The sequence below is a fragment of the Streptomyces rugosispiralis genome (genome assembly GCF_024505145.1).
Lineage (GTDB): Bacteria > Actinomycetota > Actinomycetes > Streptomycetales > Streptomycetaceae > Streptomyces > Streptomyces rugosispiralis.
The window spans coordinates 1-16,651 of sequence record NZ_JANIAA010000065.1 but is presented as its reverse complement, the minus strand read 5'-3'; the positions used below and the strand labels follow the sequence as shown (position 1 = coordinate 16,651).

Here is a 16,651-nt window from a genome sequence, read left to right as displayed (position 1 = left end):
TCCCCCACGATCCCCGCACCGCACAGGAGGCGTTCATGGCCGATGAGGCGACCCTCAAGAGGATGGCGCTGGAATACGCGCGGCGCATGAACGAGGGCGATGTCGAGGCCGTATTGGAGCTCTTCTCGGACGACATCGTCTTCGAGGACCCGGTCGGCGCGCCCCCGCTCATCGGAAAGGACGCGCTTCGCGAGCACATCGCCTGGTCCATCGAATGCCAGGTGCACGAGACCCCGGGCCGTCCGGTCACTTCCATGGACGGCCGCAGGGTGGCGGTGCCGACCACGGTCACGGTGTACGCGCCGGCCAAACTCACCTTCAGCATCATCGGCGTGATCGAACTCGGTGATGACGGTCTGGTCCATCACGCCCAGGCGTTTTGGGGCATCACGGATACCAAAGTGGGCGACGGCCCCGAACTCACCGGTGTCGCGCATTTCATGGCGGTCACCCAGAACCTCGCCAAGATGGTCCAGGCCAAGGGCAGCCCCAGTCCGATGTAAGGCCGTAAGCGGTGAAGGGACGAGAGCGAAAACCATGACCGAACCCACACACGGAATCGTTCTGGGCGGCGGCTGGGCGGGAATGCTGGCTGCCCATGTGCTGGCCCGCCATCTGGAGCGCGTCACCGTCGTGGAGCGCGATGTGCTGCCGGACGGCCCCCGGCACCGCAAGGGGTCGCCGCAGGGACGCCATGTCCATGTGCTGTGGTCCAGCGGTGCGCGCATCGTGGACACGCTGCTGCCGGGCATGATCGACCAACTGCTCGACGCGGGCGCCCGCCGGATCGGGTTCCATCAGGATCTGGTGACCTTGACGTCCCACGGCTGGCAGCACCGCTTTCCGCCGCGGCAGTACGCCCTGATGTGCACCCGCCCGTTCCTGGACTGGAAGGTCCGCGACCGGGTACTGGCCACCGGGCGGATCGCCGTGCGCGGGCGCACCGAGATCCTCGATCTGGTGGGCGACGCCAAACGGGTCACCGGAGTCCGGGTGCGCGACCTGGACACCGGGGCGGGCGAAACCCTGGAGGCCGATCTGGTGGTCGACGCCTCCGGACGCGGTTCCCGGCTCCGGCACTGGCTGTCGGCGCTGGAGGTGCCGCCGCTTGAGGAGGACATCGTCGACGCGGGCATCGCGTACGCCACCCGTGTGTACCAGGGTCCGCCGGGCGCCGCGGCCGGATTCCCCGCCGTCAACGTGGCCGCCGACCACCGGCTGCGCGAGCCGGGCCGGTTCGGGGTGGTGTATCCGCAGGAGGACGGCACCTGGATGGTGACCCTGTCGTGCACCCGGGGCGCCGGACTGCCCACCCACGACGACGAGTTCCTGCCGTACGCGCGGACGCTGCGCCATCCGCTGGTCGCCGATCTCATCGCGCTCGCGAAGCCGCTGACCTCGGTGGCCGTCTCGCGGGTCGGTGCCAACCGGCGGCTGTATCCGGAGCGTCTTGACATCTGGCCGGAGGGGCTGCTGGTGCTCGGGGACGCGCTGGCCGCGTTCAACCCGATCTACGGCCACGGCATGAGCTCCGCGGCTCGCGCGGCCGCCGCACTGGACGCCGAGCTCCAGCGGTCCGGGATCGCCGGGGGAACGACGCACCGGGCCCAGCAGGCGATCAGCGCCACCGTGGACGACCCCTGGATCATGGCCGCGTCCAAGGACGTGGAGTACGTCAACTGCCGGATGAACACCACGGATCCGCGGCTGACGGGCGGCGCCGTGGCGCGGCAGCGCTTCTCCGATCTGATCGCCGACCGGTCGATCCGCTCCTCGGCCGTGTGTGATGTGGTGACCGACGTCATCAGCCTGACCGCCCCGCAGTCCGAGCTGGCGTCCAGCGGCTTCCTCTCGCTGATGCAGAAGGACCGGGTCCTCCCGGAGCTCACCGAGCCACCGCTGACCGCCGATGAGCTCGCGCTGGTGGATCTGAGCCCGCGCAGCACAGTGGGTGCGGGCGGCTCATGAGCAACGAGGAAAAGCTCGTCGACTATCTCAAGTGGACCACGTCCGAGCTCCATGAGACCCGGCGGCGGCTGCGGGAGGTCCAGGAGGACCTCGCGGAGCCGATCGCCATCGTGGGCATGGCCTGCCGCTTCCCCGGCGGGGTGCGTACCCCGGCCCAGCTGTGGGACCTGGTGGCCGACGGGCGGGACGCCGTCTCCGCCTTCCCCACCGACCGGGGCTGGGACCTGGAGAACCTGTACCACCCCGATCCGGAAAACCACGGCACCTCGTACGTCCGGGCCGGCGGCTTCATCTATGACGCGGCCGACTTCGACGCGGAATTCTTCGACATCGGCGCCCGGGAGGCGGCGGCCATCGAACCGCAGCAGCGGATGCTGCTGGAGCTGGCGTGGGAGGCGGCGGAGAGCGCGGGCGTCGATCCGCACACACTGCGGGGCAGCCGGACCGGTGTCTATACGGGGGTGATGTACCACGACTACGCCTCGCGTCTGGACGAGATCCCCGAGGGTTTGCTGGGCCATGTGGGCAACGGCAACGCGGGCAGTGTGTCCTCGGGCCGGGTGGCGTTCACCCTCGGTCTGCAGGGCGCGGCGGTGAGCCTGGACACCGCGTGTTCGTCGTCGCTGGTGGCGATGCATCTGGCGGCCGGGGCGCTGCGGCGGCGCGAGTGCACGCTGGCGCTGGCCGGTGGCGCCGCCATCATGTACACCGCGAGCGTGTTCCAAGTGGCCTCCAGTCAGCGCCAATTGTCGCCGGATGTCCGGTGCCGGTCGTTCGCGGACGCCGCCGACGGCATGGTGTACGGGGAGGGCGCGGGTCTGCTGCTGCTGGAGCGGCTGTCGGACGCGCGGCGCAACGGCCATCCGGTGCTGGCGGTGATCCGCGGCTCGGCCATCAACCAGGACGGTGCCAGTACGGGCATGGCCGCGCCCAACGGCCCCGCCCAGCAGCAGCTGATCCGCGACGCGCTCGCGAACGCCCGGCTGTCCACGGGGGACGTGGACGCGGTCGAGGCGCATGGCACGGGTACCGCGTTCGGCGACTCCATCGAACTCCAGGCGCTGCTCGCCACGTACGGGCAGGACCGTCCGGACGACCGGCCGCTGCTGCTGGGATCCATCAAGTCGAACATCGGTCATACGCAGGCCGCCGCCGGAATGGCCGGTGTGATCAAGATGGTGATGGCGATGCGCCGGGGTGTGCTGCCGCGTTCGCTCCACATCGACCGGCCGACCCGGCTGGTGCACTGGCGCAAGGGCGCGGTGCGGCTGCTGACCGAGCGGACGGACTGGCCCCTGGTGGACCGGCCGCGGCGGGCCGGAGTGTCCTCCTTCAGCGCCAGCGGCACCAACGCCCATGTGATTCTCGAGGAGTTCACCGAGTCGGCGGAGGTCGCCGCCGCCGACGGTGGCGCCCGCGACCCGGGGGTGGTGCCGTGGGTGCTGTCCGCGCGGAGCGCGGCGGCGCTGCGCGACCAGGCCCGTGCGCTGGCCGCGCATATGGGGGCCGCTCCCGGGCTGTGCCCCGCGGACGTTGGTTGGTCGCTGGTGACCACGCGGTCGGTGTTCGACCACCGGGCGGTCGTGGTCGGCCGGGGGCCGGACGAGCTGAGGGCGGGGCTGGCCGCGCTGACGGCCGGTGAGCCGCATCCCTCGGTGGTGGGGCCCGATGTGGCCCGTACCGGCACGGCGGCTTCGGTGGGCGGGACGGTGTTCGCCTTCGGCGGCGAGGGCGGTCATCCGCCGGGAACGGGCGCCGAGTTGTACAACCGGTTTCCCGTCTTCGCCAGGGCCTTCGACGAGATCGGTGAGCTGCTCGGTGTGCGGGGGGAGCGCGACGCGTCCTCCCGGGCCGGGCTGTTCGCCCTCTACATCGCGCTGTCCAGGTTGCTGGCCTCGGTGGGGGTGCGCCCCGACGCGGTGGTGGGCCGTGGGGTCGGTGAGATCGCCGCGGCGCACATCACCGGTGCTCTCGATCTCGCCCACGCCTGCCGGCTGGTGGCCACCGACGCCGATCCGGGCCCGGTGGAGTACGAGCGGCCGCCCATGCCCTCGCTCGATCGGGCCGGTGCGGTGTGGGAGCTGGGGCCCGGGGCGATGCTGCCCTCCGCCCCGGCCGCGCTGGTGCTGTCGCCCTTCCGTGGCGAGGGGTCCGAGGTGCGGGGGCTGATCCGTGGCCTGGCCCGTACGCACACCATGGGCGCCACCGTGGACTGGGCCGCCCTGTTCGACGGCGGTTCGGCTCCCCGCACCGTCCCACTGCCCACGTACGCCTTTCAGCGACAGCGCTTCTGGCTGGCGAACGAGGCTCCGGCGGATGCCGTGCCCGCGGTGGAGTCCTGGGCGGAGGCCGCGTTCTGGGATGCCGTGGAACATACGGACGCGGCGGCCCTGACCCGGGCGCTCGAGGTGCCCGCCGAACGGCGGGAGGTGCTCGCGGAGATCCTGCCCGCCCTGGCCACCTGGCGGCGGCAGCGGGAGTGGCGCTACCGCATCGCGTGGAAGCCCCTCCCCGACCCGCCGACACCACGGCTGACCGGCACCTGGCTCGTCGTGGCATCCGGCGACGGCGGGGACGGCACCACGGTGGCCGCCGTGACCACCGCGCTGCGCGACCACGGCGCCGAGACCGTCACGTTCGCCCCGAACACCACGCCGTCCCTCGCCGGGCGGCCGGTCGCGGGGGTGCTCTCCCTGCTGGCGCCGGAGGACGCTCGGCCCCCGGCCGACGACGGGCCGGGCCCGGGGCTCGCCACGACGGTGGGGTTGTTCGAGACGCTGCGGCGGGCCGGGGTCGAGGCGCCGGTGTGGCTGGCCACCCGCGGTGGCGTCAGCGTCGACGTGGGCGATCCGCTGTCCCGCCCGGAGCAGGCCGGGTTCTGGGGGCTGGGCGGCGCGCTGGCGATGGAGCGTCCACGCCGGTGGGGCGGGCTGGTCGAGCTGCCGGAGAAGTTCGACGACCGCGCGGGACGGCGGCTCGTGGGCGTGCTGGCCGGTGCGTACGGCGAAACGGAGGTGGCCGTACGAGGCGACTGCTGTTTCGCCCGGCGCCTGGTGCGCGACGTCCCCACGGGTCTCCCCGCCCCCGCCCGACGGCTCCGGGGAACGGTCCTCATCACGGGCGCCGCCACCGCCCTGGGCGCCCACACCGCCCGCTGGGCGGCCGCGGACGGCGCCGAACACCTGCTGCTCATCGACAACACCGCGCCACCGGCCGCCGAGCTGCTGGCCGAGCTCGGTGACGCGGGCGTACGGGTGTCCGTGGCCACCCTCGATGTGGCGGACCCGGAGGCGCTCGGCGCGGCCGTGGCGGGCATCCCCGCGGAGTTCCCGCTGACGGCCGTCCTGCATCTCACGGCGCCCCTGGCCGCCGAGGCCGGGCAGCTGGAGGTGGCGCGGATCGAGCGCGAGTGGGCGGCCACGGTGGCGGGCGCGGTGAACCTCCGCGCCCTCGGCAGCGACCATGAGCTGTCGGCCCTGGTGCTCGGATGCTCGGTCGTGGGAGTCCTGCCCAGCCCGGGTCTGGGCAACCAGGCGCCGGCGCACGCCTATCTGAGCGCGCTCGCCCAGGAGTGCAGGGCCCAGGGCGTCCCGGCGACCTCGGTGTGCTGGGGCTCGATCGACGACCCCGACACGGCCGTCGGCGCCGCCAAGCAGCTGCGCACCAACGGGCTGCCCGCACTCCCCCAGCGCTCGGCGGCCGCCCTGCTGCGGCAGGCGGTCATGGCGGACACGGCGTCCGTGGTCATCGCGGACATCGACTGGGCCTGGATGACCGCACACGGCTCCGAGCTGGGAACACATCGGCTCTTCGCCGACGTCTCCGGCCCTTCGAGCACGCCGCATACGCACCGCGGTCGGTGACCGACGCCGACCGGCCCCAACCAGGCGGGAGTACCCATGAACGCTCACACCAAAGTCAACAACCACACCCCCGGCGACGCCACCGAAGCCCAAGGAGACGGATCCGCGATGCAGACGGACAAGAGCGAGACCGCACTCGACGGGGCGGCGCTGCACCAGGCGCTCGCCATCGCCACGGCCGAGGAGCGCGAGGACATCTTGCGCGAGACCGTACGGACGCAGCTCGCCGACATCCTGGCGCCCACCGTGGTGGACGACGACAGCAACTTCCTGGAGAACGGGCTCACTTCGCTGACCGCTCTCGAGCTCACCCGCAATCTGATGACGCTCACCGACGTGGAGATCCCCCTCGTCGCCATCCTGGAGTACCCCACCCCCACCCGGCTCGGCCACTACCTCGCCGAGGCGTACACCGCGGTCAACTCCGGTGACGGCGCCACGGCCTAGTCCGGCCCGCGGGGCACAACGCCGCGCGGGAGGGGGCCGATCCCCCTCCCGCGCGGCGTTTTCGACGATGTGGACCAGGCGTGTCAGAAGGCGCACTCCACATGCTTGATGGCCTCGACGAAGCTGGCCACCAGCCGCCGGGGCTCCCCGACCGTGCGGATCTCCGGGAGCCGGCCGAACAGCTCGCGGAAGAGCACCGTGACCTCCATCCGGGCGAGATGGGCCCCCAGGCAGAAGTGCGGTCCGACCGACCCGAAGGTCATATGGGGATTGGGGTCCCGGGTGATGTCGAACTCGTAGGGGTCGGGGAAGACGTCCTCGTCCCGGTTGGCCGACCAGTAGAAGAGCAGCAGCTTGTCGCCCTCCGTGAAGCGGTGGCCGTTCACCTCGCAGTCGCGCCGGACGGTGCGCCGCATCCAGTTGATGGGGGTCGCGACCCGCAGAATCTCCTCGACCGCGCCCGGCGCGTAGGTCTCGAAGTCGGAGAGCAGCAGCTTCCGCTGCTCCGGGTGGTCGCTGAGCAGCACCAGACCGCGCGAGATGGCGTTGCGGGTCGTCTCCATTCCGGCGACGACGAGCAGGATGAAGAAGGACGAGAGCTCTTCGGGGCTGAGCCGCTCACCGTCGATCTGCGCCTGCACCAACCGGGTGATCAGATCGCCCGTGGGGTTGCGGGTGCGGTCGGCGGCGAGCCGTGCGATGTAGTCGGCGAGTTCATGGGAGGTCTTCAGCAGGGCGGCGGTGGCCTGATCGGCCCGGGGAACATATTCGGGGTCGAAGGTGCCGACGATGATATTGGACCGGTCGTAGATGAACTCGTAGTCGTCGTCGGGAATCCCCATCATCCCGCTGAGCACCGCGATCGGCATGATCGCCGCGACCTTCCGGACGAAGTCGCCGGGCCCTTCCGCGATGAGGTCGTCGACAATCTTCCGGGCCGCCTTGTGAGAGGCCGTCTCGAACTCGGCGGCCATTCCCCGGCCGAACGCGCGGGAGACCAGCCGACGCATCCGGGCGTGCTGGGGATTGTCCATATTGATCATCGATCCGAAGAAGTGGTTGAACTCCTCCGGCAGATCGATGATGCTGATCGCGGTGGGCACGGAGCCGAAGTCCTGCGGGCGCCGGCTCACCTCGGCGATATCGGCGTGCCGCACCATCGCGTAATAGCCGGAACCCTGCCCGAATCCGGGCATGACCGGCTCGCGGAAGAGAACGGGCTCCGGCCGTCCGCGCAGCGCCGCGAAGGCGGCGTCGCGGTCGCCGTAGGGCTGTGCCCAGAAGGACAAGTCGGTGAGGTCGATGTTGTCGATGTGGGCGAACCTGGATTCCGGGGGATACACGGCGCCTCACTTCAGCTCGGAGTCTACGGTCGGCAAGGAAGGTGGGTCGGCATGAGAGTATGAATCGCCCGGCCAGCCAGCATCTCGCCGCCCGCTAAAGCGCCGCTAATTCGCGCGGACCTCACATCCTCAGCGGTCGAATCGGATTGGGCGGCCCGGCTAGAATTCCGCCATGGATCTTTCCGTGCCCGTCACCGACGATGTGAAATTGCATTTCCGGCACCGGCCGGGAACGGCGTCGCTTCCCTTTCTCCTGGTCCATGGCATGGCGTCGAGCGCCCGGCTGTGGGACGAGGTCGCCGACCATCTGGCCGCCGCGGGCCATGCGGTGTACGCGGTGGATCTGCGCGGCCACGGGGACTCCGACACCCCGGAGGCCGGATACGACATCCCGACCGCGGTCGCGGATCTGGTGGCGGCGTCCGCCGCCCTCGGGCTGGACCGGGTGGTGGTGGCCGGTCACTCCTGGGGCGGCAATATCTCGGTGCGGCTGACCGCCGAACACCCCGAACTGGTCGCCGCGCTGGCCCTGGTGGACGGCGGCTGGCTGGAGCCGGCCAAGGCGTTCCCCTCCTGGGACGCGTTCGTCGGGGCGCTGCGCCCGGCGTCCTTGGAGGGCGCCACCGTGCAGAGCGTGCGCGACTACTTCCGCGCCATCCACCCGGACTGGTCCCCGGCGGCGATCGAGGCGGCGGTGGACACCATGCGGGTGAACGCGGACGGGTCGCTGTCCCGGCGCATGTCCACCGAGCAGCACATGTCGATCCTGCACAGCATCTGGAACGAGCCGCCGAGGCCGTGGTACGCGGCCATCGACGTGCCCACCCTGCTCATGCCCGCCATCCCCAAGGGCGCGGACGCGAAGTGGGCGGACCGCATCCGCTCCCGCATCAGGGAGACCACGGCCGATCTGCGCCATGCGACGATGCGCGAATATCTCGACTCCGAGCACGATCTGCACGCCCAGCACCCCCGGCGGGTGGCCGACGATCTGCTCGAGCTGGCCCGCGGCCTGTCGCCGGTCGGCAGCGCCCGCTGACCGGCCCGGTCCCTAGGCCCCCCGCAGGGTCTCCGCCCGCTTCTCGATCGCCGAGATCAGCGCCCCGACCGTGGCCTCGAAGATCTGCTCGTCCGTCACCTCGGCGAGTTCGGCGCTCAGGCGGGTGATGTTCGGGAGCGCCTGCGGGTCGACCAGCCGGTACTCGCGGGTCCAGGCGGACTCGTCGGCCGCGCGGACCTCCGCGTCGAACAGGAAATAGGCGGCCTGCTGACCGACATAGGCCAGGAGTGAGTCCGCGACCATGCGGTAGTGGAGGGCCGCCTCTGCGCCCTCGAGTCCGGCCTCCATGACGGCGCCGAGGATGAGTTCGACGACCCGGAACTCGTTGGGCCGACGGGTGGTCCGGCTTGCCATGGCCGAGCCCACCACCGGGTACTTGAGGGCGACCGCGAGCGATCCGTCGGCGAGCGCCCGGATGCGCCCCTTCCAGTCGAGACCCTCGGGGATGCTGTCGAGCACCTCGCCGAGCGTGCGGTCGGCGACGGACAGCAGCAGTTCGTCCTTGTCGCGAAAGTGCCGGTAGATCGCGGTCGGGTCGGCACCGAGCTCCTCGCCCAGGCGCCGGACGGTGAAGGCGTCCTCGCTGCCGCGGGCCGCGATGCGCAGGCTCGCGTCGATGATCGCGTCGGGCGTCAGCTGACTGCCTGCGCGCTTGCTCCGGGCCGTGTTGGCGGGTGATTTCGGCATGGTGCGGCCAGTGTATCGATCCAAGAAACGATCAGCGCAATACCGTTGACAACAGCGTTGCGCTGCCGTTCACTCCTCCACAACAACAAGCCAGCGGGTGAGCCCGCCGAGCCGGAGGTCGCTTGGATGACACACCGCAGCCAACGGGCCGACACCGTTTTCGTGGGTGGCCGGGTCTTCACCGGAACCGGAACAAGCCCCACCCCGGTGGACGCCGCCGTCGCCGTGGCGGGAGGCCGGATCCTCGCGGTCGCCGACGCGAGTACCGCGTGGTCGCTCGCCGGCCCCGCCACCGAGGTCGTCGACCTGGAGGGCGGGCTGCTCGTCCCCGGGTTCCAGGACGCCCATGTCCATCCCGTGGTGGGCGGATCCTTGATGCTCGGCTGCGACCTGGGTGAGCGGAGCACCGCCGAGGGCTGTCTCGCGGTGGTGGCCGAGTACGCCAAGGCCCATCCGGACGCGGTCTGGATCCGCGGCGGCGGCTGGTCCATGGACAGCTTCCCCGGGGGTACGCCGACGCGCGGCATGCTCGACGCGGTGGTGCCGGACCGGCCCGTCCTGCTCACCAACCGCGACGGCCACGGCGCCTGGGCCAACACCCGCGCACTCGACCTCGCCGGGGTCGACCGCCACACCGCCGATCCGGCGGACGGCCGGATCGAGCGGGAGCCGGACGGCACCCCGGCCGGCACCCTGCACGAGGGCGCCGTGGAGCTGGTGGCCCGCCATATGCCGGTCGCCACACCGGAGGAGGCGTACGCCGGTCTGCTCGCCGCGCAGGAGTACCTCTTCTCGCTGGGAGTGACCGGCTGGCAGGACGCCATGATCGGCGCCTTCCCCGGCAACCCCGACAACTTCGACGTCTATCTGCGCGCGGCCCGTGAAGGCTCGCTGCTCGCCCGCGTCGTCGGCGCCCTGTGGTGGGACCGTGAACGCGGCATGGAGCAACTTCCCGAGCTGGAGGAGCGCCGCCGCACCGGACAGGTGGGACGCTTCCACGCCACCAGCGTGAAGATCATGCAGGACGGCGTGGCGGAGAACTTCACCGCGGGAATGCTGGAGCCCTACCTCGACGGCTGTGGCTGCCCCACCGCCAACTCCGGCCTCAGTTTCGTCGAACCCGCCCTGCTCACCAAAGCGGTGTGCGCGCTCGACCGCTCCGGCTTCCAGGTCCACTTCCACGCGCTCGGCGACCGCGCCGTCCGCGAGGCCCTCGACGCGCTCTCCGCGGCCCGCACCGCCAATGGCGTCAATGACAACCGGCACCACATGGCCCACCTCCAGGTCGTCCACCCCGACGACATCGGACGCTTCGCGAGCCTGGGCGTGGCCGCGAACATCCAGGCGCTGTGGGCAGCGCACGAACCGCAGATGGACGAGTTGACGATCCCGTTCCTGGGCCCGGAGCGGGCCGCCCTGCAGTACCCGTTCGGGGATCTGCGGCGCGCCGGGGCCCGCCTGGTCGCGGGCAGCGACTGGTCGGTGAGCAGCCCCAATCCGCTGTGGGGCATCCACGTCGCGGTCAACCGCACCGTGCCGCCCCCGGAGGAGACCCCCGGCGCGCGGTACGCGCCGTTCTACCCCGAGCAGGCCCTGTCCCTGGCCGAGGCGCTCACCGCGTACACCGCGGGCAGCGCCTGGGTGAACCACCTCGACGACGTGACCGGCACGATCGAGGAGGGCAAGTACGCGGATCTCGTGGTGCTCGACCGCGACCCGTTCGCGGGTCCCTCCCAGGAGATCGCCGACGCCCGGGTGCGCCGGACCTATATCGACGGTCGGCTCGTGTTCGCCGCGACCGACTGACGTATCCCCTCTACTTCACCGAGCCCACCCCGGACGGAGGCCGCCGATGCCCATAGGGAGCGCGGGAACGAGACGACGGACCCGACCATTGCGGCGCACCGTGGGGATCCTCCTCGCGGTGGCCGCGGTGCTCACCACCGGTGCGTGCAGCGGCACCGCGCACTCGGCCAAAGGCGGTGGTACGGGTGCCGCGTACCACCTCACGGACCGAACTCCGGTACCCGCGGGCGCACTTGACTCCTTCAGCTGGTCGATCTACGCCGAACCCACCTCGATCGACTACGCCTATGCCTTCGACTACCCGCCCAACCAGATCCTCTCCAACGTCTGCGAGAGCCTGCTGCGCTGGAACCCGGATCTGACGACGTCGCCGAACCTCGCGTCCTCGTACCGCAATCCGACGCCCACCACCTGGGTCTACCGGATCCGCCCCCATGTGCGCTTCCACGACGGAACGGTGCTGACCGCGCACGACGTCGTCGCCTCGCTCCGCCGCCACCTCGACCCGGCCGTGGGCAGCGCCTGGGCCAATTCGTTCCGCAATGTGAAGTCGATCGTCCAGTCCGGTGAGCTGGAAGTCACCGTCAGGCTCAAGAAGCCGGACTCGACCTTCAACCAGGAGATGGCCGCCACCCCCGGCACCGTCGAGTCCGCCGCCACCCTCGCCGAGGAGGGCAAGGACTACGGCAGCCCCAAGGGCGGCGTGAACTGCACCGGGCCGTTCTCGTTCGGGTCCTGGAACCCGGGCCAGTCGCTTGTGCTCAAGAAGTTCGACGGCTACTGGAACCCCAAGCTCAAGGCCAGGGCGGGCCGGGTGAAGTTCGTGTTCCTGAGCGATGCGACGACCCGCGTCAGCGCCTTCCAGAGCGGTGAGGTGGACGGCGGCTGGATGGTCCCCACCGACTCGTACGCCCAACTCGGCTCGTCCCAGGCGGGAAGGCTCTACTTCGGCCGCAACACCACCGTCGCCGATGAGGTGGTCGGCGATCTCAAGGGCCCGCTGGGCGACACCCGGGTGCGCAGGGCCCTGCTGATGGCCATCGACCGCGAGGGCATCGTCAAGGCCGGGGCCGGCGGAGTCGGCGAGGTCGCCGACTCGCTGGTCACCGACAACGTGTGGAACAACGCGCCCGCCGCCACCCGTAAGGCCGTCCTCGAGGACCTGACGCGCTACCCGTACGACCCGGCCAAGGCCAAGAAGCTCGCGCAGCGGGCCGGAGTGCGGGGCCGCCGGATCGTCATCGCGACCAGCCCGCTCGACTCGCAGTCGACCATCACCACACAGGCCGTCGCCCAGGCGGCCGAGGACATCGGGCTCGACCCCAAGATCGACACGCTCCCCCCGGAGAAGTACTCGACGCTCTTCACCGACCCCGCCGCCCGCAAGGGCATCGACCTCTTCCTCACCTTCTGGTACACGTCGATCACCGACCCGCTGGACATGTACACCTCCCTGGAGACCGGCGCGTCCACCAACTACGGCGGCTGGTCGAACAAGGACTTCGACCAGGCCGTCGAGCGGGCCATCGGCACCTATGAACCGGCCGCGCACGCGGCGGCCAACGCGAAGGCGCAGCGGATCGCCCTGCGGGAACTGCCCTGGCTGCCGCTGCACACGCAGCCCGTGAGCGTCTTCCTGGGCAACCGGATCACCGGCGTCCAGCCGTCGATCGCCTATCTGTACTACCCGTGGGCGGCCGAGATCGGAGCAAAGGGATGAATCGCACGGCGACACGGGCACTCGAGGGTCTGCGCAGACTGGCCGGGATGGCCACGACCCTCCTGGTCACCTCGTTCCTGGTGTTCTCCTCGCTGTACCTGGCGCCCGGCGACCCGGCGAGCTTCCTGGTGCGCGGCCGCAGCGCGAGCCCGCAGGAACTCGCCGAGATCCGCCGCCAGTACGGTTTCGACCAGCCGTTCCTGGTCCGGTACGGGCACTGGCTGGACCATGTGCTGCACGGCGACTTCGGCCGGTCCTACATCTTCCACCAGGACGTCAGCTCGGTCATCTGGTCGCGCCTGCCGGCCACGCTGCTGCTGGTCGCGGTGTCGGCACTGCTGATCGCGGTGGTGGGCATCGCGGCGGGCGCGGTCGGCGCGCTGCGCCGCGGCACGCGGACCGACTCCGTTCTGATGCTTCTGGTGACGGTGGGGGCCGCCGCCCCCGCCTTCGTCGTCGCGGTGCTGCTGAGGTCGCAGTTCGGGGTGCGGCTCGGCTGGTTCCCGACCATCGGCAACGGCACCGGCGTACTCGACCGGCTGCATCACGTCGTGCTTCCGGCGGTGGCCCTGTCGGTGACGTTCATGGCGCTGGTGACCCGGGTGACGCGGTCGGCGATGCTGGAGGAGCTGGGCCGTGAGCACGTCGAGGTGTCGGCGAGCCGTGGCACACCGCGCTGGACCGTGATCCGATGTCATGTGCTGCGCAACGCGCTCGGCCCGATCGTCACCGTCTCCGCGCTCCTGATCTCGGGGATGCTGGTGAGCACCTCGATCGTGGAGACCGCGTTCGGGATGTCGGGCGTGGGGTCGCTGCTCGTGCAGTCGGTCAACCAGATGGACTTCCAGGTGGTGCAGGCGATCGTGCTGCTCGTGGTGGCGGCGTTCGTCGTGGTCAACGCCCTGGTGGACGTGGCACATCCGCTGATCGATCCGCGGGTGGCGGCAGCGGGGAGCGCACGATGAGCGTACAGATCCCAGGTGTGCTGCGCGGTCCGGTGGCCCGGCTGCGGTCCTTGGGCGGCGGGTGGCTGCAGAACCTGTGTCTGCTGCTTCTGGTCCTGTTCGTCCTGGTCTCGGTGTTCGCGCCATGGCTCGCACCGCAGGATCCGACCTACGGCGATCTCGGCTCGGGGCTCGTGGGCCCGAGCGCCGAGCATTGGCTGGGTACGGACCAGGGTGGGCACGACACGTTCTCGGCCCTCGTCGAAGGGAGTCGTACGAGCCTGGTCGGGCCGCTCACGGTGGTGCTGTTCTCCACCGTCACGGGCATCGCCGTCGGCCTGTTCACGGCCTGGCGGGGCGGCTGGGTCGACACCGTGATCGGGCGGCTGATCGACGTCCTGTTCGCCTTCCCCGCGCTGCTCGTCGCGATCCTCGCGGTGGCGGTCTTCGGCAAGGGGATGACGGCACCGGTGATCGCCATGTCCCTCGCGTATACGCCGTACACCGCCCGGCTGGTGCGCGGTCTCGCCCTTCAGGAGCAGGCCAGGCCCTATATCGCCGCCTACCGCGTGCAAGGGCACTCCGGGGTGTTCGTCGCGGTCCGCCGACTGCTGCCGAACATCGGCCCGACCGTGCTCGCCCAGTCGACCGTCAACTTCGGCTACGCGCTGCTCGACCTCGCCGCCCTGTCCTTCCTCGGTCTCGGCGTTCAGCCGCCGACGCCCGACTGGGGCGCGATGATCAACCAGAGTCAGGCCGCGGTGCTGCAGGGTCAGCCGCTGTCGTCGATCGTGCCCGCTGTCGCGGTCGTCCTGGTCGTCGTCGCCTTCAACGTGGTCGGAGAGAACTTCGGCGACCGGCTCGCGGGGAGGAAATCCTGATGGCGCTGCTCGAGTACGAGGCCCTGAGCATCACCCTGCCCGGCATGGCCCGCCCGGTCCTCGACGGCGTCGGTCTGACCGTGTCCGCCGGTGAGGTCGTCGCCCTGGTCGGAGAATCCGGCTCCGGCAAGTCGGTCACCGCCCGCGCCGCCCTCGGCCTGTTCCCGGCGGGGGCCGAAGTCGAAGGCCACGTCCGGGTCGACGGAACGGACCTGGTGAGTGCCGACGCCCCCGGTCTGCGGACCATCCGTACGACCAAGGCGTCGATGATCTTCCAGGACCCCCGGGCGGGCATCAACCCGGTGCGCCGCATCGGTGACTTCCTCACCGAGTCGCTGCGCGTCAGCCACGGCTGGACCAGGGACCGCGCGAACACCCGGGCCGCCGAACTGCTCGCCGCGGTCGGCCTCCCGGACCCCGCCCGGCACCTGAAGCAGTATCCGCACCAGCTCTCCGGCGGGATGCTCCAACGCGTCATGATCGCCGGAGCGCTCACCACCGAACCCCGGCTGCTGCTGTGCGACGAACCGACCACCGCCCTCGACGTCAGCACCCAGGCCGAGATCATGGCCATCCTGGGTCGGCTGCAACGCGAACGCGACCTGGGCCTGCTCCTCATCACCCACGACATCGAACTCGCGGCCGCCGTCTGCGACCGCGTCTATGTGATGTACGCCGGGCGGATCGTGGAGACGGCGCCCACCGCCGAACTCTTCGCGGCGCCCCGCCACCCCTACACCGCGGGCCTGCTCGGCTCCTCCCCGCCCCTGTCGGCGCCGAACGGCCCGCCCGCCCGGTTGACTCCGATCCCCGGGGCCCCGATGGGTCTGCTCGACTCCGCCCCCGGCTGCTCCTTCGCGGCCCGCTGCCGCTTCGCCCGGCCCGGCGTCTGCGACCAGTCACCACCGCCCCTGGAGCGGCACGGCGCGGCCCTGGTCGCCTGCCACCGCGCCGACGACCTCACCTCCGTGCCCGACGCGCTCGCCGCGACGGCCCCCAACTCACTTCGGCTGGAGGACGGTTGACCAGCGAGACGGACACGCTGCTCCACGTGAGCGGCCTGCGCAAGACCTACCGGACGGGAAAGGCGGAGGTCGTCGCGGTCGACGACCTGTCGTTCTCCGTACGGGCCGGCGGCGCGCTCGGCATCGTAGGAGAGTCGGGTTCCGGCAAGACGACCACGGCCCGGATGCTGATCGGCCTCGAACGCCCCGACGCGGGACGGATCCTGGTCCAGGGCGAGCCGCTGACCGCGACCGTACGGGGCAGGGCGGCCCGCCTCGCCCGCGCCAAGGCGGTCCAGATCGTCTTCCAGGACCCCTACCTCTCGCTGGACGCGCGCATCAGCATCGGCGCGACCATCGACGGGGTGCTGCGGCTGCACGGCATGACGGACCGGGCGGACCGGGCCGACCGCACCAGGGAGCTGCTCGCCCAGGTCGGCCTCGGGGAACGCGAGGCGGCCGCGCTCCCCCGCAAGCTCTCCGGCGGCCAGCGCCAACGCGCCGCGATCGCGAGGGCGCTGGCCGTCGAACCCGCCGTGCTGGTGCTCGACGAGGCGGTGTCGGCCCTCGACGTATCCGTACAGGCGCAGGTGCTCAATCTGCTGTGGGACATCCGCCGCGACACCGGCATCGGCCTGGTCTTCGTCAGTCACGACCTGGCCGTCGTGCGATACGTGTGCGACGAGGCGCTCGTTCTGTACCGGGGGCGCACGATGGAACACCGGCCCGTCGCGGACCTTCTCTCCGACCCCGGACACCCTTACACACAGCTTCTGCTGGCGTCCGTTCCCCGACCGGGCTGGGACCCCGACTCGATCAGCAGCCGCCGCCGGGAGCACGGCGGTTGACCCACCGGCGGTCGCGGGCCCGGGGCCCCCGACCGCCGGTCAGACCCCCCCCTCGCGGTCGGTGAGGGCGAACACCTCGT

The 16,651-nt window shown here is 71.1% G+C and carries 13 protein-coding genes; 11 read left to right on the top strand and 2 right to left on the bottom strand.

Annotated elements, in window-relative coordinates:
• The first annotated feature begins 35 nt into the window (after window positions 1–35).
• From NP777_RS44695 to NP777_RS44680, 4 genes are read left to right on the top strand one after another with little or no spacing between them, the layout of a single operon-like run.
• Complete coding sequence (locus tag NP777_RS44695) at window positions 36–503, top strand: nuclear transport factor 2 family protein (protein ID WP_137981537.1); 468 nt, start codon at window positions 36–38, stop codon at window positions 501–503.
• Between the two features lie 34 nt (window positions 504–537).
• Window positions 538–1,968, top strand: coding sequence for an FAD-dependent oxidoreductase (locus NP777_RS44690; protein WP_256655941.1), 1,431 nt, complete (start codon window positions 538–540; stop codon window positions 1,966–1,968).
• Window positions 1,965–5,831, top strand: coding sequence for a type I polyketide synthase (locus NP777_RS44685; protein WP_256655940.1), 3,867 nt, complete (start codon window positions 1,965–1,967; stop codon window positions 5,829–5,831). Before NP777_RS44690 ends, NP777_RS44685 begins: the two co-directional genes overlap by 4 nt.
• A gap of 36 nt (window positions 5,832–5,867) precedes the next feature.
• Window positions 5,868–6,278 carry an acyl carrier protein gene (locus NP777_RS44680; RefSeq protein WP_256655939.1) on the top strand — a complete coding sequence of 137 codons (411 nt, stop codon included), beginning with the start codon at window positions 5,868–5,870 and terminating at the stop codon, window positions 6,276–6,278.
• Window positions 6,279–6,361: 83 nt separating this feature from the next.
• On the opposite strand, the gene NP777_RS44675 is transcribed toward NP777_RS44680, so the two are convergent.
• Window positions 6,362–7,621 carry a cytochrome P450 gene (locus NP777_RS44675; protein WP_256655938.1) on the bottom strand — a complete coding sequence of 420 codons (1,260 nt, stop codon included), beginning with the start codon at window positions 7,619–7,621 and terminating at the stop codon, window positions 6,362–6,364.
• 172 nt (window positions 7,622–7,793) lie between these two features.
• Here NP777_RS44675 and NP777_RS44670 point away from each other — a divergent pair, with 172 nt between their 5' ends.
• Entirely contained in the window at window positions 7,794–8,660 is an 867-nt protein-coding gene (locus NP777_RS44670) for an alpha/beta fold hydrolase (protein ID WP_256655937.1), read from the top strand.
• A gap of 12 nt (window positions 8,661–8,672) precedes the next feature.
• Here the strand turns inward: NP777_RS44670 and NP777_RS44665 are convergent, their stop codons facing one another.
• Window positions 8,673–9,368, bottom strand: coding sequence for a TetR/AcrR family transcriptional regulator (locus NP777_RS44665; protein WP_256655936.1), 696 nt, complete (start codon window positions 9,366–9,368; stop codon window positions 8,673–8,675).
• A gap of 126 nt (window positions 9,369–9,494) precedes the next feature.
• On the opposite strand from NP777_RS44665, the gene NP777_RS44660 reads away from it, so the two are divergent.
• The 6 genes from NP777_RS44660 (at window position 9,495) to NP777_RS44635 (ending at window position 16,571) form a co-directional block, all read left to right on the top strand.
• Window positions 9,495–11,174, top strand: coding sequence for an amidohydrolase (locus NP777_RS44660; RefSeq protein WP_256655935.1), 1,680 nt, complete (start codon window positions 9,495–9,497; stop codon window positions 11,172–11,174).
• Between the two features lie 88 nt (window positions 11,175–11,262).
• Entirely contained in the window at window positions 11,263–12,894 is a 1,632-nt protein-coding gene (locus tag NP777_RS44655; RefSeq protein ID WP_256655934.1) for an ABC transporter substrate-binding protein, read from the top strand.
• On the top strand, window positions 12,891–13,859 hold the full coding sequence (locus NP777_RS44650) for an ABC transporter permease (protein WP_256655933.1): 969 nt from the start codon (window positions 12,891–12,893) through the stop codon (window positions 13,857–13,859). The genes NP777_RS44655 and NP777_RS44650 overlap by 4 nt, the downstream gene beginning before the upstream one ends.
• Window positions 13,856–14,719 carry an ABC transporter permease gene (locus tag NP777_RS44645; protein ID WP_256655932.1) on the top strand — a complete coding sequence of 288 codons (864 nt, stop codon included), beginning with the start codon at window positions 13,856–13,858 and terminating at the stop codon, window positions 14,717–14,719. Before NP777_RS44650 ends, NP777_RS44645 begins: the two co-directional genes overlap by 4 nt.
• Window positions 14,719–15,744 carry an ABC transporter ATP-binding protein gene (locus NP777_RS44640; RefSeq protein WP_256655931.1) on the top strand — a complete coding sequence of 342 codons (1,026 nt, stop codon included), beginning with the start codon at window positions 14,719–14,721 and terminating at the stop codon, window positions 15,742–15,744. The genes NP777_RS44645 and NP777_RS44640 overlap by 1 nt, the downstream gene beginning before the upstream one ends.
• On the top strand, window positions 15,741–16,571 hold the full coding sequence (locus NP777_RS44635) for an ABC transporter ATP-binding protein (RefSeq protein ID WP_256655930.1): 831 nt from the start codon (window positions 15,741–15,743) through the stop codon (window positions 16,569–16,571). Before NP777_RS44640 ends, NP777_RS44635 begins: the two co-directional genes overlap by 4 nt.
• Window positions 16,572–16,651: the final 80 nt, after the last annotated feature.